This is a genomic window from Acinetobacter sp. GW821-FHT01C12 (assembly GCF_059422625.1).
This window is the reverse complement of the sequence record NZ_JBWKXD010000004.1, coordinates 48646-72495: the sequence shown is the minus strand read 5'-3', so window position 1 is coordinate 72495 and position 23850 is coordinate 48646. Positions and strand designations below refer to the sequence as shown.

20 protein-coding genes are annotated in these 23850 nt (G+C 40.8%); 11 read left to right on the top strand and 9 right to left on the bottom strand.

What is annotated here, in order from left to right; genetic code table 11:
• Positions 1-83: 83 nt before the first annotated feature.
• The 7 genes from AC07WY_RS12065 to glnK form a co-directional block, all read right to left on the bottom strand.
• Positions 84-629 carry a VTT domain-containing protein gene (locus AC07WY_RS12065; protein ID WP_004725292.1) on the bottom strand — a complete coding sequence of 182 codons (546 nt, stop codon included), beginning with the start codon at positions 627-629 and terminating at the stop codon, positions 84-86.
• A gap of 109 nt (positions 630-738) precedes the next feature.
• Complete coding sequence (locus tag AC07WY_RS12060; protein WP_096735324.1) at positions 739-1398, bottom strand: riboflavin synthase; 660 nt, start codon at positions 1396-1398, stop codon at positions 739-741.
• Positions 1399-1490: 92 nt separating this feature from the next.
• Entirely contained in the window at positions 1491-2795 is a 1305-nt protein-coding gene (locus tag AC07WY_RS12055) for a DNA adenine methylase (RefSeq protein WP_004725289.1), read from the bottom strand.
• On the bottom strand, positions 2792-3904 hold the full coding sequence (gene ribD / locus AC07WY_RS12050) for a bifunctional diaminohydroxyphosphoribosylaminopyrimidine deaminase/5-amino-6-(5-phosphoribosylamino)uracil reductase RibD (RefSeq protein WP_209827792.1): 1113 nt from the start codon (positions 3902-3904) through the stop codon (positions 2792-2794). The genes AC07WY_RS12055 and ribD overlap by 4 nt, the downstream gene beginning before the upstream one ends.
• A gap of 33 nt (positions 3905-3937) precedes the next feature.
• On the bottom strand, positions 3938-4402 hold the full coding sequence (gene nrdR, locus AC07WY_RS12045) for a transcriptional regulator NrdR (RefSeq protein WP_004725286.1): 465 nt from the start codon (positions 4400-4402) through the stop codon (positions 3938-3940).
• Positions 4403-4546: 144 nt separating this feature from the next.
• Complete coding sequence (locus tag AC07WY_RS12040) at positions 4547-5953, bottom strand: ammonium transporter (RefSeq protein ID WP_262087254.1); 1407 nt, start codon at positions 5951-5953, stop codon at positions 4547-4549.
• A gap of 67 nt (positions 5954-6020) precedes the next feature.
• The gene (gene glnK / locus AC07WY_RS12035; RefSeq protein ID WP_004725283.1) at positions 6021-6359 is read right to left on the bottom strand and encodes a P-II family nitrogen regulator; all 339 of its coding nucleotides are present in this window, start codon (positions 6357-6359) and stop codon (positions 6021-6023) included.
• Positions 6360-6650: 291 nt separating this feature from the next.
• Here glnK and AC07WY_RS12030 point away from each other — a divergent pair, with 291 nt between their 5' ends.
• The 3 genes from AC07WY_RS12030 (at position 6651) to AC07WY_RS12020 (ending at position 9264) form a co-directional block, all read left to right on the top strand.
• A complete protein-coding gene (locus tag AC07WY_RS12030; protein ID WP_004725282.1) occupies positions 6651-6878 on the top strand; it encodes an accessory factor UbiK family protein in 228 nt (75 codons plus the stop codon).
• Between the two features lie 71 nt (positions 6879-6949).
• Positions 6950-8437 carry a YifB family Mg chelatase-like AAA ATPase gene (locus AC07WY_RS12025; RefSeq protein ID WP_262087255.1) on the top strand — a complete coding sequence of 496 codons (1488 nt, stop codon included), beginning with the start codon at positions 6950-6952 and terminating at the stop codon, positions 8435-8437.
• A gap of 116 nt (positions 8438-8553) precedes the next feature.
• Positions 8554-9264, top strand: a complete 711-nt coding sequence (locus AC07WY_RS12020; protein WP_494736447.1) for a hypothetical protein — start codon at positions 8554-8556, stop codon at positions 9262-9264.
• Positions 9265-9479: 215 nt separating this feature from the next.
• On the opposite strand, the gene AC07WY_RS12015 is transcribed toward AC07WY_RS12020, so the two are convergent.
• Complete coding sequence (locus AC07WY_RS12015) at positions 9480-10661, bottom strand: maltoporin (protein WP_494736446.1); 1182 nt, start codon at positions 10659-10661, stop codon at positions 9480-9482.
• Between the two features lie 254 nt (positions 10662-10915).
• Positions 10916-11968, bottom strand: a complete 1053-nt coding sequence (locus tag AC07WY_RS12010) for a LacI family DNA-binding transcriptional regulator (RefSeq protein WP_494736445.1) — start codon at positions 11966-11968, stop codon at positions 10916-10918.
• A 340-nt stretch (positions 11969-12308) separates the two neighbouring features.
• Here AC07WY_RS12010 and AC07WY_RS12005 point away from each other — a divergent pair, with 340 nt between their 5' ends.
• The 8 genes from AC07WY_RS12005 (at position 12309) to ppc (ending at position 23838) form a co-directional block, all read left to right on the top strand.
• Positions 12309-13895, top strand: coding sequence for an acyl CoA:acetate/3-ketoacid CoA transferase (locus tag AC07WY_RS12005; protein ID WP_494736444.1), 1587 nt, complete (start codon positions 12309-12311; stop codon positions 13893-13895).
• Entirely contained in the window at positions 13892-14677 is a 786-nt protein-coding gene (locus AC07WY_RS12000; protein WP_494736443.1) for an enoyl-CoA hydratase/isomerase family protein, read from the top strand. Before AC07WY_RS12005 ends, AC07WY_RS12000 begins: the two co-directional genes overlap by 4 nt.
• 1 nt (position 14678) lies before the next feature.
• Positions 14679-16193 carry an aldehyde dehydrogenase family protein gene (locus AC07WY_RS11995; RefSeq protein WP_494736442.1) on the top strand — a complete coding sequence of 505 codons (1515 nt, stop codon included), beginning with the start codon at positions 14679-14681 and terminating at the stop codon, positions 16191-16193.
• A 48-nt stretch (positions 16194-16241) separates the two neighbouring features.
• A complete protein-coding gene (locus AC07WY_RS11990; RefSeq protein WP_494736441.1) occupies positions 16242-17027 on the top strand; it encodes a 3-ketoacyl-ACP reductase in 786 nt (261 codons plus the stop codon).
• An 8-nt stretch (positions 17028-17035) separates the two neighbouring features.
• Positions 17036-18676, top strand: a complete 1641-nt coding sequence (locus AC07WY_RS11985) for a GMC family oxidoreductase (RefSeq protein WP_494736440.1) — start codon at positions 17036-17038, stop codon at positions 18674-18676.
• Positions 18648-19826, top strand: a complete 1179-nt coding sequence (locus tag AC07WY_RS11980) for a dihydrodipicolinate synthase family protein (protein ID WP_494736439.1) — start codon at positions 18648-18650, stop codon at positions 19824-19826. The genes AC07WY_RS11985 and AC07WY_RS11980 overlap by 29 nt, the downstream gene beginning before the upstream one ends.
• 62 nt (positions 19827-19888) lie before the next feature.
• Entirely contained in the window at positions 19889-21118 is a 1230-nt protein-coding gene (locus AC07WY_RS11975; RefSeq protein ID WP_494736438.1) for a sugar MFS transporter, read from the top strand.
• Between the two features lie 32 nt (positions 21119-21150).
• On the top strand, positions 21151-23838 hold the full coding sequence (ppc, locus tag AC07WY_RS11970) for a phosphoenolpyruvate carboxylase (RefSeq protein ID WP_494736437.1): 2688 nt from the start codon (positions 21151-21153) through the stop codon (positions 23836-23838).
• The last annotated feature ends 12 nt before the right edge of the window (positions 23839-23850 follow it).

Genomic DNA, 23850 nt, shown 5'->3' with positions numbered 1-23850 from the left:
CTACTCTCAATATAAATAAGCCGAATATTGAGGATCAGCATTCGGCTTATTCATCGGGGCAGTTTACGACGGTTTGAATCTGATTAAAATGAATCGAGCAGCAAAGATAATAAATTGCCCGCGCCATAACCCGCACCAAGCAACAGCGCAATCCAAATCCATCCGCCTAAAATGTTATACAACATGAATACTGGCATTTTCATATGCCCTGCACCCGCTGCAAAAGGAGCAAAAGAACGAACAAAAGGCACAAAACGGGCAACCAGAATAGTTTTCCCACCATGCTTTTCAAAATAATGGTTGGTCTTTTTAATATATTCTGGCTTAAACCAACGTGAATGCGCGTGGAAAAACTTAAAACCTAGCGCACGCCCAGTATAATAGTTCACCATATACCCCAAAATTGAAGCAATAATCAGCAACACACCCATATAGTGCAAATGCACAGATTCAGCGGTAGAACATAAAGCACCAACAGCGATCAATAAACTATCGCCTGGGAGAAAAAACATAAAGACTGAGCCAGTTTCTGCAAAAATGATTAGAAACAAAATGGCATAAATCCACAGCCCGTAATTTTCTAAAAAAGTGGGCAATAATTGTTCTAAATGCAATAAAAATTCAAGCAATACTCAACTCTCTTACAGAAGAATTCACGATATATTAGCCTAATTTAATCATGTATATATTAAAAGGCCTAAATAAATTAGGCTTTTTTTAATCGGGTTTGGTTTTTATTTACTTTAAAAAACCATTGGCTGCGAGAAATTCCATACTGAGTTTAGATTCTGCTTTTGGCTCAGCAGCTTTATCACCAAGCAACAATCTTTCAATATACCGTGCCAATACATCGACTTCTAAATTGACTTGAGAGCCCACTTTCCACGTTGCAATATTGGTCCGTTCAGCAGTATGTGGTATTAAATTTAAACTTAAGATATTTCCACGTAAATGATTGATGGTGAGGCTAATTCCATCTACAGTCACAGACCCTTTTTCAGCCAAATATTTAGCAATTTCAACAGGTGCAGTGACTTCAAAATATAGCGAACGCGCATCTGAGCGCACTACAGTGATTTCACCCACAGCATCGACATGTCCACTGACGATATGTCCACCGAAGCGTGTTGTCGGCAACATTGCTTTTTCCACATTGACCGCTTGCCCCGCTTTCCAACTTGCTAAAGTCGAACGATTTAAGCTTTCACGGGATACATCCGCAGCGTACCAGTTTTCACCCCAGTCAATTACAGTTAAACAGATGCCATTGGTTGCAATAGAGTCGCCCAAATGTACATCAGACATATCCAAGTCTGTCTGAATACGCAAGCGCACATCACCGCCTACATTTTGTAAACTCTCAACTTTACCCAAACTTTCAATGATACCTGTAAACATAATTCTACCTACTGCTGCAGTGAGAGGAACTGATGAAGTTCAATCGTGTTTATTTTGCACTCGCCCCATATTTTAAAGACAAAGGCGTATTCTTACCATAAGGCCAGTTGTGTACTTACCCCCGAAGTATCCACACCACCCAATTCCGCAAAATGATAAAGTTGTCCCAACAGCTGACGCAATGGTGGTCCAGACTTGGCATGGGTATCAGTGATCACAATAAACTCAAGCACACGTGCGCGTTCAGACTGACGCTGCTTACTGACACGATAACGAGGCACATCCTGAGTCAATAAGGTGACTTTGCCACGCTTCAGATTGGCTGCCAATAAGTCTTTGGCCTCAATATTTCCATCAGTTGAGTAACTGGTGAGAATATAGCGCGCATTGATGGTTTCCAACAAATTCTCATAAGCTTCTTGTGCATGCTTAGAAGAATTATAAGGACTTGGGCGTTCTTTACGCCATGCACGGTCAATCCCGCTTTTAAAACCCTTGGTATCTGGTGTCGGTAAATCAACTTGATCCCACAGTGTTAGCGAGTTAAGTACATGATAATTACTACTATAAGCATGTTGGTTATACGGTGGATCTAAATAGGCCACATCGACTTCAAAACCACTCATTTGATTTGCCAAATGCTGTGCATCTACACACCACACTTCTGCCATCGGGGTTTTCTGTTTATTCTGCCCAACTTCACTAAAGCGGCTGGGGGTAAGCCACAATAACGACTCAATCCGTTCCAGAGCAGTTTGGGTCTTACCGCCCCAACCATGATGGAAGCTTTTAAATACACCACTGGTATTACTGACAAAACTTGCTGAATAGAGCAAAGGTGCCAATAAGGCACTCATTTCCACATCGTCAATTGCGCCCTGTGCTTGCCAAGTGGCAATTTGCTGGCGAATTGCATCTATACGCATCCCATTACGGCGTTTAAAAAACAAACGGTCTCGTGCAGGGTCATAAATTTCATCATTCCGTGGACAAAGATTATGCGTAACCCATCCTTTCACTTCAGGTAAACGGTTTAAATAATCGATAGCTTTTTGATACCCACCCAATTCTTTAAATGCAGGCGCATCTGTGCATGCCAAAATGGCATGATTTAATGCATGACTATACGGTTCCCAGTCATTGGCAATCACCCGATAGCCATTTTGACGTGCTAAACGTGAAACCACCCCACTGCCTGCAAAAAAATCGGCAAAAATCGGGGCGCGTTTACCCTTAGGATTCAAAGTACCTGTGATTTCAAGCGCTTCAAGAATCAGATGCAACAAACGACGTTTGTTTCCCAGATAGGGAACCAACTGATGAAAAAGATATTCATCTGTTGTACGCGCAGCATGACGACGTTTATGGTAAACCGATGATGTTGACTCTGGATTCATACTGACTCTTGTGAAGGGATAAGTCTTAAGCGAATGTCATCACCAAACTGATGAACATCTTGTAACTTAAAACGTAATTGTTGTGCCATCGTTTCAAATTCGGCATTGAACATGGCACGTGCTGATTGTCCTAAAAAGGTTGGCGCAACATAACTGATTAATTCATCCACCAGTTTTTCCTGCAAAAATGCAGTGGATAATGTCGCACCTGCTTCAACCAACACATCATAAATTTGGAAATCTTTTAAAGTTGCAAGCAAATCTTTTAAAGATTGCACTTCTAATTGTACCACGCCCAGCTTGGCAAGTTCTTGACGAAATGGTCCCATGACCATCACTGTTTCAGGCGTGCTAAGAATTTGAGCATTGAGTGGCAAACGCCCTTGTCGGTCTAAAATCACCCGCTTAGGCTGGACAATCGTTGCAATATCAATATCGTCCAATGAACGCACATTTAATTGAGGGTCATCTGCCAAAATGGTATCGATACCGGTAATCACTGCACCTGAAATAGCCCGCCAATGCTGAACATCTTGACGTGATTCAGCCCCAGTGATCCATTTAGACTCACCAGACGCCATTGCCGTACGGCCATCTAAACTTGACGCAACCTTTAAACGCACATAAGGCACACCCGTTGCCATTGCTTTTAAAAAGCCTTGATTGAGTTGAGCCGCTTGTTGCTCACAAACCCCTGTTTCAACCTCAATCCCTGCCTGACGTAAGATATCCACGCCTTTTCCCGCCACCAAAGGATTTGGATCAGCACATGCAACAACAACTTTGCTGACACCCGCTTCAACCAGCCCTTTGGCACAAGGTGGTGTACGACCATAATGCGCACAAGGTTCCAAAGTAACATAAGCGGTTGCACCCTTGGCAGACTCGCCAGCCTGACGCATGGCAAAAACTTCGGCGTGTGGCTGACCGGCTCTAGGATGAAAACCCTCTCCCACCCATTGCCCATCTTTTACAATGACACAACCGACGTTCGGGTTTGGTCGTGTGGAATATTGTCCAAGCTTCGCGAGCTCAATTGCTTTCTGCATCCAAACCTGATCTATGTTGACATAATCTTCGGGTTTAGAATTTGAATCAAACTCAGACATAAAATTCCTAATCAATAACGTTCAAAAATAAAATTAGTGGTCTTGCCCACGATCTTGCATTTGTTCAATTTGATGACGAAACGCATCAATATCTTGGAAATCCTGATACACCGACGCAAAACGTACATAAGCCACATGATCCAATGCAAACAAAGATTTCATGACAATTTCACCAATGGTGCGTGAACGTACATCACGTTCACCGAGGCGGCGAATTTGCAATTGAATATCACTAATGACGGTTTCAATCTGTTCTTGAGTCACGGGTCTTTTTTGTAAGGCGTGCATTAAAGAGCGTCGTAATTTTGCTTCGTCAAACGGTTCATTTTTACCATCTGACTTGGTCACGCGTGGCATCACCACTTCATAACTCTCAAATGTCGTAAAACGTTCGCCACAACTGATACATTCACGACGTCGACGAATCTGGCTACCTTCAGCGGCCAAACGAGAGTCGATTACTTTACTATCTGCAGCGTTGCAAAATGGACAATGCATAGTGGTTTTATTGAACAAAATTCATGATTTCAGCTAGTGTAGCAAAAAAACCTGATTTTGTTGAGCCTTTCGCAAGATATGGAAAAAAAACAGCCCTTACGGACTGTTTTATACTATATATAGTTATTATTCTAATTAGATTGATTATTCGATACGTTCGCCATGTTGGCTTAAATCAAGCCCCATACGTTCATCATCAGATTCAACACGGATCCCAATCACCACATCGATAATTTTAAGTAGGATAAAGGTCACAACTGCTGAGTATGCGATTGTTGCTAACACACCTTCAACTTGTACCCATAATTGATGCATAACATCTGTCGGTGCTTTGTCGCCCATAATGAATGAGCTGGCAAATACAGCTGTTAAAATCGCACCAACAATACCACCTACACCATGTAAACCAAATGCATCCAATGAATCATCTGCTTTAAGGATACGTTTAAGACCAGAGATCCCCCAGAAGCACACTACACCACCGATTAAGCCCATGATCAACGCACCGCTTACTGTCACAAAACCTGCTGCTGGCGTAATCACAACCAGACCAGCAACTGCACCAGATGCTGCACCCAATACTGAACCTTTACCACGAACAATTTTTTCAACCACTAACCAAGCAATTGCTGCCGCTGCGGCTGCGATTTGAGTTGTGACCAAAGCATACGCTGCTGAACCATTGGCACCTAAAGCAGAACCACCATTGAAACCAAACCAACCAACCCATACCAAGCTTGCACCCAATACAGTTAAAGTTAAGTTATGTGGTGCCATAGATTCTTTGCCTAAGCCCATACGTTTACCCAGTAAATACGCAGCAACTAGACCAGCAACACCCGAGTTAATATGAACAACCGTACCACCAGCAAAATCAAGTGCGCCATCATTCATTAACCAGCCACCACCCCATACCCAGTGTGCAATCGGTGCATAAACAATAATGACCCAAATCGTAATGAATGTGATCCAAGCACTAAATTTCATACGATCAGCCACAGAACCACTGATGATGGCAACGGTAATGATCGCAAAAGTCATTTGGAAAATAACGAAAAGAATTTCTGGAATTGTGCCACTCAGCGCATCTGTTGTAATTCCAGATAACATGATTTTATCGAAACCACCAATAAAAGCATTACCAGAACCAAATGCAAGTGAATAACCAATGACCACCCATACGATGCTGACCACTGCTGCGGCAGTAAAGCTTTGCGCCATGGTGGCAAGCACATTTTTCTTACGAACCATACCGCCGTAGAACAATGCTAAACCGGGAATTGTCATTAGCAATACAAGTGCTGTAGATACAAGAATCCACGCTGTATCACCTGTATTTAAAGTTGGTTTTTCTGCTTCTGCTGCTGGCGCAGCTGCGGCAGTCACCGTTTCAGGCGCAACGGTTGCCGATGTATCGGCGACTGTTGCAGTCACATCACTTGCCGTTGCAACAGCTGTAGATGCAGGCTCAGCTACGTTTTCTTCTGCCCACGCAACTGATCCGCCAAGAAGTGCGCCAGACAGGCTGAGCGCTAATAGCATTTTTTTCATTCGTATCCCCCAACCTAATTTTGTGAGTTATGTATTGATATACATAACCAGCAATCTTCGTGCCAAATTAAACAGCGTCTGGACCTGTTTCACCTGTACGAATACGAATTACTTGCTCTAAATTAGTCACGAAAATTTTTCCATCACCAATTTTGCCAGTGCTAGCAACGCGTGTAATAGATTCAATCACTGAATCTACCATGTCATCACTGATTGCGATTTCGATTTTCACTTTAGGCAGAAAATCAACAACATACTCAGCGCCACGATAAAGTTCAGTATGCCCCTTTTGACGACCAAAACCTTTAACTTCAGTTACGGTAATCCCTTGAACGCCTATATCAGACAGTGCTTCACGCACGTCATCTAATTTAAACGGTTTTACAATTGCAGTTACGAGCTTCATATTGTTTTCCTTCGGCTTATTTCACCAGTAAGGTTTTATGTTCAATTTTCATGCCAATCTTATTAATGGTTGGGGTGATTAATTCAATCAACATGCATTGCCTTTATAACCTATTGTATATACTTAGGTGAAGTTGCAACTTTAAAAAACACATAATATTGCGTGTTTTTTTAGATTTCATTGCTAAATTATAGGAGACATCATGCTTTACGCATCGGATAAAAAATTACTTAAATAAAATCAATACGCGATGTTACACTAGGCAAAGAACATTACTCATTTGGATTCCTCATGATTGAAACATTATTACAAGCAATTTTGGAACAGGTTGATCAGCCTAAAAAAGACATAGAACATAATTTACGCGCCTTGCTGAATGAAGCCATTTCTAAAATGGATATCGTTTCAAAAGACGAAATTGAACGTCAAAAGACTGCACTAAATAATGCCAATTTACGTTTGACCGATTTACAAGAACAGGTCAAAGCACTTGAGGTGCTGATTCAGGATAAAAAATAAACTAAATTTGCACATTATTGGTGCAAAAAATATAATAATGATTAAAAATAAAGCAAAAGTGGAAAACAACAATGTCTTTAGCCAAAATTTATACCCGAGGTTTGCTCGGGCTACATGCACCTTTAATTGAAGTTGAGGTCCATGTTAGTGCAGGGCTGCCTTCTTTAACAATTGTTGGCTTAGCTGAAGCAGCAGTTCGTGAAAGTAAGGATCGAGTTCGATCTGCCATTATCAATAGTGGTTATCAATTCCCTACCAAGCGCTTAACCATCAATCTCGCACCTGCGGATCTTCCCAAAGATGGCTCTCGATTAGATCTGCCCATTGCACTCGGTATCTTGATTGCCACAGGGCAACTTCCTGAAAATGTCACAGATCATTTTGAGTTTATTGGTGAATTAGCACTGGATGGACACTTAAGACCAATTACAGGGACCTTAACCATTGCAATGGCATGTCAAATGGCCAAGCATCAATTGATGTTGCCGCAGGAAAATGCTGCTGAAGCAGCGCAATTGCCTGAATTTCAGGTATTTGCTGCACAGCACTTAAAACAAGTCTGTGAGCATTTCTTAAATCTACAAAAAATTGATGCAACTGCTCGGCAAAAAATACCGCAAGACAATACCTACAAATTTGATTTGGCAGATGTCAAAGGGCAATTACGCCCACGACGCGCTTTAGAAATTTCAGCAGCAGGTGGACATTCGCTTTTATTTAAAGGCCCACCGGGTACAGGTAAAACCCTGTTAGCGTCACGCTTACCGAGTATTTTGCCAGCTTTAAATCCACAAGAAAATCTTGAAGTTGCCAGTATTTATTCAATTGCCAAGACTAAACACCATTTTGGACAGCGCCCATTTCGCGCCCCACACCATACCGCGTCTGCAATCGCTCTCGTCGGTGGCGGTTCAAATCCAAAACCCGGAGAAATTACGCTGGCGCACTTAGGTGTACTATTTTTAGACGAGCTGCCTGAGTTTGACAAAAAAGTGCTCGAAGTTTTAAGGCAACCGCTTGAATCTAAAGAAATCGTTATCTCTAGAGCATCACGCCAAATTACATTTCCCGCCAACTTTCAATTGATTGCAGCAATGAACCCCTGCCCTTGTGGTTATGCATTTAATCAAGACAGTCGCTGCCAATGTTCGGCTGAAGCAATTAAGCGCTATCAAAATCGAATTTCAGGTCCATTATTGGATCGTATTGATTTACATATCGATGTGCCACCATTAAAAGCCCAAGAATTGCAGGATCAAACGCCTGTCGAAGATTCAGCAACTGTACGGGAACGGGTAATTGATGCGTGCGATTTTCAAATCCAAAGACAAGGCTATTTAAATCACAACTTATCGCCAAAAGACTTAGAAAAATATGTGATTTTAGATGAAACATCCAAGCAAATATTGGAAATGGCACAACAACGTTTGAATTTATCCGCGCGGGCATATCATCGAATTTTACGTGTTTCAAGGACCATTGCAGATTTGGCTCAAAGTGAGCAAATCCAAAGTACCCATTTAACCGAAGCCTTGTCATATCGGGGAACTCAATCTTAGAATTAAAGCTATGACGTATAGAAGATAAATAACATGCTAAATCTAACTTTAAGAAATGGGCAAAATTCAACAACGTCTATTTCCAACTCTTCACCATACCCCGCAGGGAGATTATTTTGTTAAACTCAAATCAGAAAAAAATTAAAGAAATTCTATTAAAAATAGAAAATCATCAATATTTATTAAGAAAAAAATCAAACAAAAAAAATAATGGAGTTTATTATGGTGTGATATCTATATGTGCTATTTCTTTTATTTTTTCCTTAGTTTTAATAGGAATAGGTGCGTACTCTAAAAATCAAGGTATTATTTTAACTTCATTAATATTTCTTTTAGTTTCTGAAATATTTTTATTGGCAAGTACATTGGTTGAAATTTATAACTCACGCAAAGATCTATTCCTATTTTTCAAAAATCCATCTTCCATGTTATTACGTAATGCTGAAATAAATACTAGATCAAAGATTAAATTTTTACCCGAATTAATCAAATTTAACCAAGATGATCTTGAATTATCAAAAAGAGAAATAATGCATGAAAAAGAACATTTTGATAAAAGAACTTCTATGATTACTGGTAGCATTGATAAGATAGGGATTTTTCCAACAATTTTAGCTACTTTCGTACTTGTTCTAACCCAATTAAGTAACATTAATGTTCAAAACTTTTTAAAGTTGAATCCAAATTTTCAATTTTATTTTTACGCTATAATATTTATAGTTTTCTTTTTTCAAATAACTTCAATATTTAATAATTTTATATCACTAAAAATTTCAAATATGGTTGATACACTTGATTATACTATTGATATTAAAAAAATCAGTTAATATTAACATCATACTTATTAAAAGGATATGGAACTCAATCTTAGAATCAGATAGAGAACATTAAAATGTAAATAAAATACTAAACTTAAGCATATAGATCATATGAAACAGTTAATAGATTCTTACTTATCAAACTAAATAAAACAGGCATTGCAATAGGTTATGCAATGCCTGTAAAAACGATCAAGTTCTCTTATGATCATGTTTGAACTTAACTACCACCAATTTTCCAACTGGATACCAAAATTTGAGCCATGATTTGTCGCAAAAAAATCACTATTAGGCACAATTTGATCTCTTAATTTTCTTTCAGCATTGTTCCAATTTGCATAAGTGTAATAGACCCTAAGTTCAGGCCGGTCGTAATATTGAGTCCCTTTTAATGACCATGTAGGGGCAATTGTAAGTTTGGTTAAGTTTCTATTCTCAGTGTCTTTGATCTGATCAAATCCAATTTCTCCAGTAATTTTAATTGTATCATTTAGCACATAAGAAGTTCGTGAACCAATTGAAATCCACTCCATATCAGGCAAATCCTTAAAATTGCTTTTTTGGTAGACAGCTTGCATTTGCCCATTCAAGCGATTTGACTGTGACTGCCAATCAAACATTTCAAGCGCTCTAAAAACTGTATTATTTCGATTTAAATTGGGATCACCCGTATAACTTAACCCCGTTCCCGGTCCTTCTCCATATTGAAAAGCAATTGTATTCTTGCCATTGAAGCGATGTTTTTGGATGTCTTGAACAATCATCGACCACCCATTATTTTGTTTATGATCAATATAAGAAACACCTAGTTGCAACTCATTATTAGGGTTGATTTCTATGCCCTTTACAGTGAGATCATGCTTAGATATCATTTTTTCTTGGAATAGATTGTCTTTCCGAGAAAATGAATAACTGATTTTATAATCATTCAAATCATAACTATCTATACCAAAACCAGTTGCACTTTGATTCCAATAAAAAAAGTCAGTCATATGAATATCATTACGATTATAGTATCTGCGCCCAGCCCAAATATTCCCGCCATTGAGGAATGAGACATTGCGCCAATCGAGATAAATTTGATTCAAGCGCGTATAACCATCCTCCCCACTAAACTTGAGTGATTGTCCATAAGGGTTATAAAACTGTAGCATACCATTGACGCTTAATTGTGATCCATCTTGAAAGCTCGTTATAGGTTGTTTAGCCGAGAACTCGGCATATTGTTCACATTCATTTCCTAAACGATACTTGGTCGGCGCACCACTTAATTGAAAACATTCTTGAGTATTACCCTTTTCACTGTTTCCAATCCCGGTACGAAAATAGCCATGTAGTTCTAATGCCTGTGCTGGAAAGCTGCTAAAAATGCTGGTGATTCCGATCAACCAAATTAATTTTTTCATTAAAATTCCTTTTTAATAAAATTCTTATAGTTCAATGAGCATAAATTTAACAATGGAAATATTCATGTTAAACTTCTCATTTTGGAACGTTCCATAATCAATTGGAACGTTCCAAAATATAAATATACAAATTTATTCTGTCAATATCTATTTATGGAAGCATGTTAGTTTTAGCGTTGGTCGTTTCTAATAAAAGACCATCTAAATCATGATCTTAATATCAGATTGATTGATGGTTTTTGATTTTTTTAGATTCAATCGATCGCAGTGTGAGGCGTTAATTTCTTACTCCCACAAGACTCTCGTACAATTAATTTTGGCTTCAGTAAGAATTTTAAAGGTGGTGCATCTGGTTTTTTTATTCTAGTCAGTAATAATTCACTCGCAATTTCACCAAGTTTTTCTGGCTGGTGTGCGACTGTGGTCAATGGTGGGCTACAATATTCTGATTCAGAAATTCCATCTCCCCCAACCACAGCAATATCTTTCCCTGCCTTTAAACCACGGCGATCTAATTCACTCAAAACACCGATTGCGATCAAATCATTATAACAAATCACGGCTGAAGGCTTGTCTTCTAAATCAAGCAGTTGAGCAATACCTAATTTTCCACCTTCGCGGCTAATGGGTCCATCAATAATCCACTGCTCATTATAATTTAACCCATTCTTTTCTAAGCATTCCTTAAATCCTTGTAAACGTTCTAGACTCACCGAATAGCCTGTATGACGACCAATAAATCCTATATCCTTATGCCCTAAATCAATCAAATGTTGGGTCAAAAGTTGAATACCCAGTCGATTATCTGCACCCACAAAATCACACACTTCCCCTTCCAAAGAACGCATCACTGTCACGAAAGGCACGCCCCATTTTTTTAACATGGATACGAGATCAGATGAGGTATCAAAGGTAGGACAAATAATCAGACCTGCAATTTTATGTTCACGCATGGTGACAATGACTTGCTGCTGTAAAGCATGATCTTCAGCAGTATGCGCAAGTAAGGTGGTAAAGTTTGATTCTAGAAGTTTTCTTTCAGCGCCAATTAATAACTCAACAAAGAAGGTGTTGGTTAAGTCATTAACCACCACTCCAATAATATTGCTCACACCTTGACGCAAATTGGCAGCACTACGATTGTAGATATAACCTAATTGAGCAGCGACCTTTCGCACATTTTCAGCGGTTTCTGGTTTGACCAGTTCACTATTATTCAATACTAAAGAGACTGTAGATTTGGAAACACCCGAAACCTTAGCAATATCCATGATAGTGGCTTTACCTTTTGGCGCTTTGCTACTCAAGTGAGATACCTCATTAACCTGCATAGAAGTGTTAGTAGCATACCATTTCTTTTTTATTTAATTTTCTATTCCTAAAAAAATATATTGACATCATCAGAGAGTAATTCTATATTTTTGGAACGTTCCAATTATATTTGGAACGTTCCTATAAATACATAAGAAGGAACTTATGATGCTAAAAAATATACCACCCAGCTTAAAACCAATAGATACCAGATTTCCTTCTTTGTTTTAACAATACCTGCTCAAATCGTTTTGGTTTCTGGTTTATCGCGCTGATTCACGTTGAACAGAACCATTTGCAGCAATCTAAAAATTATTGTGTAAAAGTGAAAAAGTCATGAACAAACTTATTAGTGCTGAACAAGCTGCAAAATTAATCGTCGATGGCGATGTTGTGACGGTGAGCTCATCAAGTGGGTTGGCCTGTCCAGATCATATTCTTGCTGCGATTGGAAAGCGCTATCAACATGCCGCTCAGCCCAAAGACTTAACTTTACTTCACCCTATTGCAGCTGGAGATATGTATGGAATTAAGGGGATTGAACATCTCGCCCAATCAGGATTAATCAAAAAAGTGATTGCTGGCTCTTTCCCAAGTGGTCCATCTTCACTCCCCATGCCAGAAATATGGAAAATGATCGTAAACAATGAAATTGCCGCATATAACGTTCCAAGTGGCATCATGTTTGATTTACATCGAGATGTTGCCGCAAAACGTCCAGGCGTATTAACAAAAGTTGGTTTTAACACTTTTGTTGACCCAGATTTACAAGGTTGTGCGATGAATGCGAAGGCTGAAGCTCAACCCATTGTTGAAAAAGTAAATTTTGCTGGTGAAAAGTGGTTGTTCTTTCCCAAAATCATACCAAATGTTGCGATTATTAGAGCAACCTCAGCCGATGAAAAAGGCAATCTTTCATTTGAGCATGAAGGTGGTTTACTCGGCGCACTCGATCAAGCACTTGCTGTCCGCAACAATGGTGGAATTGTGATCGTACAAGTTAAACGCGTTGTTCGAGCAGGCTCAATCAAACCACACCATGTCCATATACCCTGTAATTTGGTGGATTATATTGTGGTTGCACCAGATCAGATGCAAACCACCCAAATCAGCTATGACCCAGCCATCAGTGGTGAAATTCAACAACCAGACTCTGTATTCGATATGACGCCTTGGGGAGCTGAAAAGGTCATTGCCCGTAGAGCTGCGATGCAAGTCGAGCAAGGAATGGCTGTTAATTTAGGTTTTGGTATTTCTGCCAATGTTCCACGGATTCTTCTCGAAGAAGGATACCACGATGATGTTACTTGGCTGATTGAACAAGGTGCTGTTGGCGGAATGCCTTTACTCGATTTTGCATTTGGTTGTGCTGTAAATGCAGATGCAATTATGTCTTCTTCCGCACAATTTACCTATTTTCAGGGCGGCGGCTTTAATCTTGCACTGTTGTCTTTTTTACAAATAGACCGTGAAGGAAATGTAAATGTCTCCAAACTTCCCAGCAAGCCCTATCTAACAGCGGGTTGTGGTGGCTTTGTTGACATTACCACGCATGCTAAAAATATTGTTTTTTCTGGCTTCTTTACTGCTGGGGCAAAACTCACCGTTGGTACGGGTTTATTAAAAATTAATCAAGAAGGTAAATCACGCAAGTTGGTCAATAAAGTTGATCATGTCACTTTTAGTGGTCGTATGGCCTTAGAACGAGGGCAAAACATCATTTATGTCACTGAACGCTGTGTCATGAAACTAACTTCTGAGGGCTTAATTGTCACTGAAATTGCGCCTGGAATTAATTTAGAAAAAGACATTCTTTCCCAAGCTGAATTTCCATTACTCGTCTCTGCTGATTTAAAAATCATGAGACCGAGCTTATTCACAGATGCAGTCATGGGACTAGAGCTTAAGGAGTATGCAGCATGAATACCTCATCAGGCTCAGTCAGTATCCGTTTTGAAAATGCGATTGCCATTGTTCAATTAGAGCGGCCAGAGAAACTCAATGCTTTGACACCTGAAATGATTGATCAACTTGAGGATATTGCAAAGTCACTTGATCAACGAACAGATCTTATAGCCGTCATCATCACGGCGACTGGCGATCGCGCGTTTTGTGTGGGTGCTGATATTCATGTATGGGCAGCGCTACAACCTATTGATATGTGGCGTCACTGGACCAGAAAAGGTCATCGCGTTTTTAATTTATGGGCAGGCTTACGCTTACCTGTCATTGCAGCCATCAATGGTCATGCATTCGGAGGTGGGTTAGAACTCTTAGCCACTGCTGATATTCGAGTGACTGACCCAAATGCAACATTTGCTTTACCTGAAGCTGGGATAGCAACTTGCCCTGGCTGGTCGGGCACACAGCGACTGGTCCGTTTAATCGGTTCTAGTCAGGTTAAATACTTAGCCATGACTGGCCGAAAAATGAATGCCGAGCAAGCTTTAAAGTTTGGCCTCGTACAAGAAATTAGTCATTCTGGCGAGGTTTTATCCAGTGCTATGCGTATCGCTGAAGAAATGAGTCACAAAGCACCAATATCAATACAACTGACGAAACAGCTTATCGATGCAGGTGAGGGGCATAATTTAGCAGCGGTTTTAGAAGGAATGGCTGGTGCTCTTGCGGCAACCACTGAAGATGCAAAAGAAGGTTTAGCAAGCTTTAGTGAACGCCGTCCAGCTGAATATAAAGGAATATAAAATGAAATTCTTAAACTTAGCAAATCATACTCCCGTAATTGAACAACCATATCAAGGACATATGCTCATTGATGGTGAACTATGCGCCTCACAACAAGGAAAAATCACTGAACGGAAAAGCCCTGCGCATGATGTAGTTGTCGGAATTTACCCAGAAGGTTGTCGCGAAGATGCTGAACGCGCTATAGAAGCAGCACGTAAAGCTTTTGATCATGGTACTTGGTCCAATCTATCTGGCAGTGAACGTGCAGAGGTATTAATACGAGTTGCGGAAGGTATTGCAAATCGTGTTGAAGAAATGGCGTTGATTGAAAGCCTAGAAACAGGAAAACCACTCTTACAAGCGCGTAGTGAAGTCTCAGGTTGTGTCGATTTATGGAAATATGCAGCTGCACTTGCCCGAACTTTACATGGTGAAAGTTACAATAACTTAGGCAGCTCTACGCTTGGCGTTGTGATCCGCCAACCAATTGGGGTTATTGCGATGATCACGCCATGGAATTTTCCCATTTGGATTCTCAGTCAAAAATTACCCTTTGCTTTAGCGGCTGGTTGTACTGCAGTCATTAAACCTAGCGAATTAACCAATGGTACGACATTAATACTGGGTGAAATTTTACGAGAAGCTGGTTTACCAAAAGGTGTAGTGAATATTGTCACAGGCTTAGGCCCTGCTGTAGGTGAACCCTTAATCCATCATCCTGACGTTGACATGGTTTCTTTTACCGGTTCAACACGCGTAGGCCGCCATATCGCAGCAGAAGCTGGTCGATCATTAAAGAAAGTCGCGCTTGAGCTCGGTGGAAAAAACCCACAGATTATTTTCCCAGATTGTGATTGGGAGGCTGCTGTCGATGCGGTGGTATTTGGTGTCTATTTTAACGCAGGTGAATGTTGTAATAGCGGCAGTCGAATTCTTGTTCACAAAGACATTGTTGAGCGTTTTACATTGGCCGTAATTGAACGCTCTCAACAAGTGCCTGTAGGTGACCCATTACACCCTGATGTAAAAGTCGGTGCAATTACCAGCGAAGCTCAACTCAACATTATTCAAAGCGCGATAGAGAATGCCAAAGCAGATGGCGCATTGGTCCGTTTAGGTGGAACACGCATCCCTACAGCAAAAGGTATGTATTTTGAACCGACTATACTTAGCAATATTAAACCAAGTATGTCTATCGCCCGTGAAGAAGTATTCGGCCCCGTGCTATCGATATTGACCTTCGACACGCTTGAAGAAGCCATCAGCATTGCAAATCAAACCAGCTATGGCCTATCTGCCGCTGTTTGGAGCAAAGATATTGATACTTGTTTGCAAGCAGCAAAAGCAATCCATGCAGGCACAATCTGGGTTAATAATTTTCTCGAAGGTTTCCCTGAGTTACCTTTCGGTGGATTCAAAGCCTCAGGCATTGGTCGAGAATTAGGTCTATCTGCAGTAGAAGACTACACAGAACAAAAAACCGTTCAATTCCATATCGGAGAAAGAACTCATTGGTGGCTTACCCAGACCTAAAAGTTTTTTATTTCAATTAAAATTGGAACGTTCCAAAAAGGAAAGATTATGACAAGGATTTCAACAATTAAACAGCGACCAGTAGCTCTCATTACTGGCGGTCGCAGAGGAATTGGAGCCGCCATTGTTATGCAATTGGCAAATCAAGGCTTTGATATCGTGTTCACCTGTCGCAGTGAAGATGCGATAAGCAAAGCATTATGTTCACACGTTGAGTCTATGGGTGGAAAAGCACTGGCAATTGCCAGCGAACTAGAAAATTTAGATGCTCAAAAAGCACTGATCGAGAAAACCATCGCTTGGGGGGGAACAATTGATTGCCTCGTAAACAATGCTGGTATTGGTTCACCTTGCCGTGGTGACTTACTCGAAATGCAATCTGAAGCATTTGATTTGGTTCTCAATACCAATTTAAGAGGGACTTTTTTCTTAACCCAACATGTCGCTAAACACATGTTAGCAGTCTCCTCGCAGCATCCTCGCAGCATTATCACGATTTCCAGTGTCAGTGCTGAAATGGCATCGACTGAACGAGGCGAATACTGTCTATCTAAAGCTGCGTTGGCGATGAGTACAAAACTTTTCGCCCTGCGCTTAGCAACAGCCAATATTGGTGTATTTGAAATCCGCCCTGGAGTTATTCGAACAGATATGACTGCTGGAGTTGCCAATCAGTACGAGAAGCGATTTAACAATGGTCTTGTTCCAATGGCGCGATGGGGAGAAACAGAAGATATCGCCGCCGTAGTAACCAGTTTGGCTTCTGGCAAATTAAATTTTTCTACAGGCTCTATCATCAATACTGATGGTGGACTCTCAATTCCTACTTTCTGAGAAATACCATGAAATATGATTATATTATTGTAGGCGGTGGCTCAGCTGGTTGTGTATTGGCTAATCGCCTCAGCGAAGATCCTTCAATAAATGTCCTTCTGCTCGAAGCAGGAGGAGACGATAAACATCCGCTATATCGTATGCCTGCTGGTTTCGCAAAAATGACCAAAGGTCGTGGCTCATGGGGCTGGAATACAGTTCCCCAAAAACACCTCAACAACAGAGTATTACGTTTTACTCAAGGTAAAGTGATTGGTGGTGGTTCATCCGTCAATGCTCAAATTTATACGCGTGGGGCTGCTGCGGATTATGATGAATGGGAAACTGAATGCGGCGCAAAAGGTTGGTCCTATGCTGGTGTTTTGCCTTATTTTAAACGTGCAGAAAACAATGAGCGTTTTGCCAATAAATACCACGCTTATGGTGGACCATTGGGGGTTTCTAATCCAATCAGCCCATTGCCTATTTGTGAAGCCTTTTTTCAGGCTGGTCAAGAGTTAGGTATTCCTTTTAATCCTGACTTTAATGGTGAAAAACAAGATGGCTTAGGCCATTATCAACTCACTCAATTGCATGCCAAACGATCATCAACCTCAACAGCCTATCTTCAACCGGTACAGCATCGAAGTAACTTAACTGTTCTATTAAATACCTTTACTCAACGCATCGTGCTTTCGGGCAATAAAGCTGTTGCGGTAGAAGTGGTTCATGCAACGTCCTCTAAATCTGGGATTTATCACGCAGAACGAGAAATCATTGTGAGTAGTGGTGCTATAGGCTCACCCAAGCTATTGATGCAATCTGGTATTGGACCTGCAGATCACTTACGTGATGTAGGTATTGACCTGAAACATCACTTGTCAGGCGTAGGTAATAATTTCCAAGATCATTTAGATTTGTTCGCGATAGCGGAATGCACTGGAAATCATACTTATGATGCGTATTCTTCACCATTTTTAGCGGCTTGGGCAGGTCTTCAATATCTTTTACTGAAAAAAGGTCCTGTTGCTTCAAGCCTTTTTGAAACAGGGGGTTTTTGGTATGCCGATGAAAAAGCACGCTCTCCAGATATCCAACTTCATCTCGGTTTAGGTTCAGGAATTGAATCTGGTGTTGCACATATGCGCAACCCTGGCGTGACACTCAACTCCGCCCTATTGAGACCACGTTCACGAGGAACAGTAAGGCTTGCAAATGCCAATCCATCCAGTGCACCGTTGATTGACCCTAACTATTGGGCAGATCCTTATGACAGAGAAATGTCGATGAAAGGATTACGTTTAGCGCGAAAAATATTAAACCAACCTGCCCTTAAACGCTTTGTTTTGGAAGAAAAGCTTCCGGGAACTTCAAAATCAACGGACCAAGAACTATTTGAATATGCCTGTGCCAATGCCAAAACGGATCACCACCCTGTTGGAACGTGCCGAATCGGCAACGATGCTGATGCAGTAGTTTCAAGCGATCTCAAAGTACATGGAATTGAGGGATTAAGAGTTGTAGATGCATCTGTTATGCCACGAATTCCGAGCTGCAATACAAATGCACCAACCATCATGATTGCTGAGAAAGCAGTTGATCTCATTTTAGGAAAAACCTTGCACATAACGGATAGATCTCATGAAGATTCTCTTGCCTTCACAGAATGAAGCAACCCTTGAACAATATGCATTGAAATATGCACAAGCCCCTTTTGCATCACCCGTAAAAGAGCCCATGAATCGTATTGTCTATGCGGCTGCCCATGTTGTTGTAGAACCCACTCAGTCTGGAAATCCTTGGGATGAAACCCTTTCAATTGATTGGGATAAAACACTGGCGTTTCGTGAGTATTTATGGCGTTTGGGTTTTAGAGTCGCAGAAGCGATGGATACAGCGCAACGAGGTATGGGCTTAGGATGGAAAGAGTCTGCTGAACTGATTACTCGCAGTGCAGCACACGCAAAAACGATTCCTGGAGCAGTGCTTAGCTGTGGTGTTGGCACAGAGCAGTTACAGGTGAATACAGAAACAACTTTGGATGATGTTCTTCAAGCATATAGAGCACAATTCGAAGTGGTAAATAACGCTGGAGTCAGTGCAATTTTAATGGCGAGTCGGGCTTTATCTGCAATAGCAAAAGATGCCGCAGACTATCAAAGCATCTATTCAACCTTGCTACAAGAAGCCAAAGACAAAGTCATTCTACATTGGCTTGGTGAGGCATTTGACTCAAGTTTACATGGCTATTGGGGCAGTACGGATATTGCAACTGCTATGGAAACCGTCCTCTCTATCATTCACACCAATGTCGATAAAGTTGAAGGCATCAAGATTTCTCTGTTGGAGGCAAAATGGGAAATTGAACTGCGCCGTCGCTTACCTGAAGGGGTAAAACTTTATACAGGGGATGATTTTAACTTTGCTGAATTAATTGCAGGTGATGGCGAGCGTTTTTCACATGCATTACTTGGAATTTTCGATCCAATCGCACCTGTTGCCGCCCACGCCCTTGCTGCTCTAGCAATAGGCGATCTCAAACGCTATGAAGAGATTATCCAACCGACCGTACCGCTTTCTAGAGAGATATTCTGCGCACCGACTCGTTATTACAAAGCTGGGGTCGTTTTCTTGGCTTGGTTAAATGGTCACCAAGACCACTTCAGCATGTTAGGCGGAATGCAATCCGCGCGAAGCTTAACCCATTACTGCAAAATTTTCCGTCTAGCAGATCAAGCTGGGGCACTTATTCAACCTGAGTTGGCCGTTAAAAGAATGAAGCAATTGTTAGCTGTCTATGGGGGTATCGAAACCGAATAGACATCCTTGAGAGGAGCATAAACTCCTCCTTTTTCCCTCAAAAATAGAATAGGAAAATACACATGGACGTACAAAACAACACCATCAATGACCAAATAAGCCATTCAAAATCCGTGACGAGAATTGCTTTTATCTTAATCACCAGCTTGTTTTTTATGTGGGGATTATCACATGGATTACTTGATGTTCTAAATAAACACTTTCAAGACTCATTACACGTCACCAAAGCCCAGTCTGGGTTTGTTCAAGCGGCTTATTATGGTGCATATTTTTTAATTGCCCTCCCCATCGGCATATTTATGGAACGTTTTGGATATAAAGCGGGTATCCAAGTAGGTTTAGGTTTATTTGCATTAGGTGCTTTACTTTTTATCCCTGCAACAAATGCCGCAGCGTTTAGCATGTTTTTATTTGCACTATTTATACTCGCCTGCGGTTTAGGTTGTTTAGAAACTGCTGCAAACCTTTATGCATCTATATTAGGAGCACCAGAACATGCAGAACGACGTTTAAATTTCGCACAGTCTTTTAACGGCTTAGGGGTCTTTATTGGTCCATTAATTGGTGGAGCATTATTCTTTGCCCCAGCTATTTCTTTAGGCCCACTTGCAGTTGACCCGGTGATGTTTACCTATGTCTGTCTCGCATTTGTGGTTGTAATGATGATGATCATTTTTGCGAAAACACCACTTCCTGAAGTACAAATAAGTAAACATCAAAGCAATAAAATTAACCCAACACGTTCAATCTGGTCTTTCCCCAATTTTACAGGGGCACTCATTGCACAATTTGCATGGATTGCTGCCCATGTCGGGATTTGTTCATTCTTTATCAATTTCGCAATTGATCACTGGGGAGGACTTACACCACAAAAGGCATCATATTTACTTTCTGTGGGCTTGATCGTATTTATGCTAGGTCGCTTTGTGAGTACCTTTTTGATGCGCTTATTCTCTCCAATCAGCATGTTGATTAGCTATGCGGTGATGAATGTCATTTTGTGCGGTGTGGTTGTTTCTGGAATCGCTATTATTTCAATTTATGCGCTGATTGCTTCTTTCTTCTTCTCTTCAATTATGTACCCAACCATCTTTGCAATGGGGGTAAAAAATTTAGGAGTACATACCAAAAAAGCGGGTTCATTCTTAGTCATGACTTTAGTTGGAGGCGCTATTTCACCTTATTTCATGGGATTAATTGCAGATTTAAAAAATATTCAGCTGGCTTTCATCATTCCTACCCTGTGTTTTGCAGTGATCGGGATCTACGCATCGCTGCAAAACAAAACTTAATCAAGCACAACAAAAAACTGGATAGTGAAAATATGATTCGACAAATAGAGAGCGCTTTACGTGAAGATGTTCGGCTTTTAGGGAATCTCTTAGGAGAAACCCTCAAAAAGCATGCCGATGTAAATTTATTCAATTTGGTTGAGCAAATACGGGCTTTATCTAAGGCAGCTCGGGACGGTCAAGTTGAAGCCGAAAAACAACTTGAGCAGATATTTTTCAATCTTAAAGATCATGAAATTTTACCTCTGACACGCGCTTTTTCATACTTTCTGAACTTTGCCAATATCGCAGAGCAATATCATGTTGTCCGTAATCGACGCCAAAGTGAATTTAATCAACAACTATCACCTAACCCACTTGTGCCATTATTTGAGAAGTTTAAACAACATAAAATTACTTCAAAGCAGCTGTTTGAACAAATAACGCAGTTAAACATTGAACTGGTTTTAACTGCCCATCCTACAGAAGTCAGCCGCCGAACATTGATTCAAAAATATGACAACATCAATGATTGTTTGTCTAAGTTAGATCAACAAAAACTCACTCCTCATGAACATGACTTCGTCATAGAGAACCTAAAGAAATTAATTTGTTCAGCGTGGGAAACGGATGAAATTCGTCAAAAGCGCCCTACACCTCTTGATGAAGCAAAATGGGGCTTCACCACGATCGAACAAACGCTATGGAATGCTGTACCCAAATTTATGCGTGAGTTAGATCGTCTGGTTGATCAAAATTGTAATTTACATTTGCCCTTAGATATTTCCCCGATCCGCTTTGCATCGTGGATGGGGGGAGATCGAGATGGCAACCCGAATGTGACGCATGAGATCACCCAAGAAGTACTCTGGTTGTCTCGTTGGCAAGCCGCGAGCCTCTATCTTAGAGATCTTGAAGATCTTCGCTGGGAACTTTCACTTCAAGCCTGTTCTCAAGAGTTCCGTGACACATTAGGTTATGATCACCCTGAACCTTACCAAGAATATTTACGTCATACGCGCGAACGATTAAAAGCCACACTAGATTGGTTAAGCCAGAAATTACAAGGCATTGATCGTGACGATCATTTGAACTTGGTGATTCAAAATAAAGAAGACTTATTAGAACCCTTATTACTGTGTCATCGCTCCCTAGCGGCATGTAACTTACCTGAAATAGCCAACGGCAAATTACTTGATTTCATTTATCGAATTAATTGTTTTGGCATTGAATTACTTAAGTTAGATATTCGCCAAGAGTCTGCTCGGCATCGCCAAGCGATTTCAGCCATTACCGAATATCTGGGTTTGGGAAATTTTGAATCATGGACAGAACCAGCCCGACAAAATTTCTTAATCCGGGAATTACAAAGTAAACGTCCTTTACTGCCTAAGCACTTTAAAAGCTCACATCTGGGTTTAATTGACCACCCTGATGTCAAAGAGGTGTTTGCCACCATGCGTATGCTTGCAGAGCAACCTGCTGAAAGCTTGGGTGCGTATATCATTTCAATGGCGGAATACCCGAGTGATGTATTAGCGGTTCTGCTTTTGCAAAAAGAAGCTGGAATTTTACAACCATTACGTGTCGTTCCATTATTTGAAACGCTGAAAGATTTAGAGGGAGCTGCAAATACCATGGACACCCTCTTCCACATGGATTGGTATAAACAGCACATCCAAGCAAAGCATGAAGTCATGATTGGGTATTCGGATTCAGCCAAAGATGCGGGATTTATGTCAGCCAATTGGGCCCAATACCGTGCACAAGAGCAACTTGCTGCAATCGCCAAGGCCCATAATATTCAGCTTACCTTGTTTCATGGACGTGGAGGTTCAATTAGTCGCGGTGGTGCACCCACTCAACAAGCGTTATTTTCACAACCACCTGGTTCGATTTCAGGGGCAATACGTGTGACTAAACAAGGCGAAATGATTCGCTTTAAATTCGGTTTAGAGGGAATAGCCCTACAAAATCTTGAAATTTATACCGCAGCAACTCTGGAAGCAACCTTACTGCCACCTCCAATACCGAAACAGGAATGGCGTGACTTAATGGATCAAATGACGGATATTTCAGTGAATGCTTATCGTAAAACGGTAAGAGACAATCCACATTTCGTACAATATCTCAGAGCTGTTACTCCAGAGTTAGAGTTACAAATGCTCCCATTAGGTTCACGTCCAGCTAAACGTAGGACTGATGGTGGGATCGAATCTTTACGAGCAATTCCATGGGTGTTTGCATGGACCCAAATTCGTTTAATGTTACCCGCATGGCTGGGTACAGGTGCTGCAATTCACCAAATTCTAAATGAAGATAAAAAAGCCATATTAGATGAAATGCTTAGAGATTGGCCTTACTTCCAAACACTGATTGATATGCTGGAAATGGTGTTATCAAAAGCAGATTGCCATATTGCCCTTTATTATGAATCACACTTAACAGATGATGAAAATTTAAAAAATCTGGGTGATGAGTTACGCCTGAAATTGAAAGAAGCCATCAAAACGCTTCTGTTCGTCAAAGGTGAATCTAAATTACTCAGTACAAATGATGTGCTTGATCAGTCAATGCAAGTCCGTAAACCTTATTTACATCCTTTGCATTTGTTACAAGCTGAATTAATGAAACGTAGGCGTCGTTATTTAGCAGAACATCCTTTAGACACTACACCCGTGGATCAAGCTTTAATGGTCAGTATCACAGGGATTGCTGCGGGGTTAAGAAATACAGGCTAAATAACGAAAGAT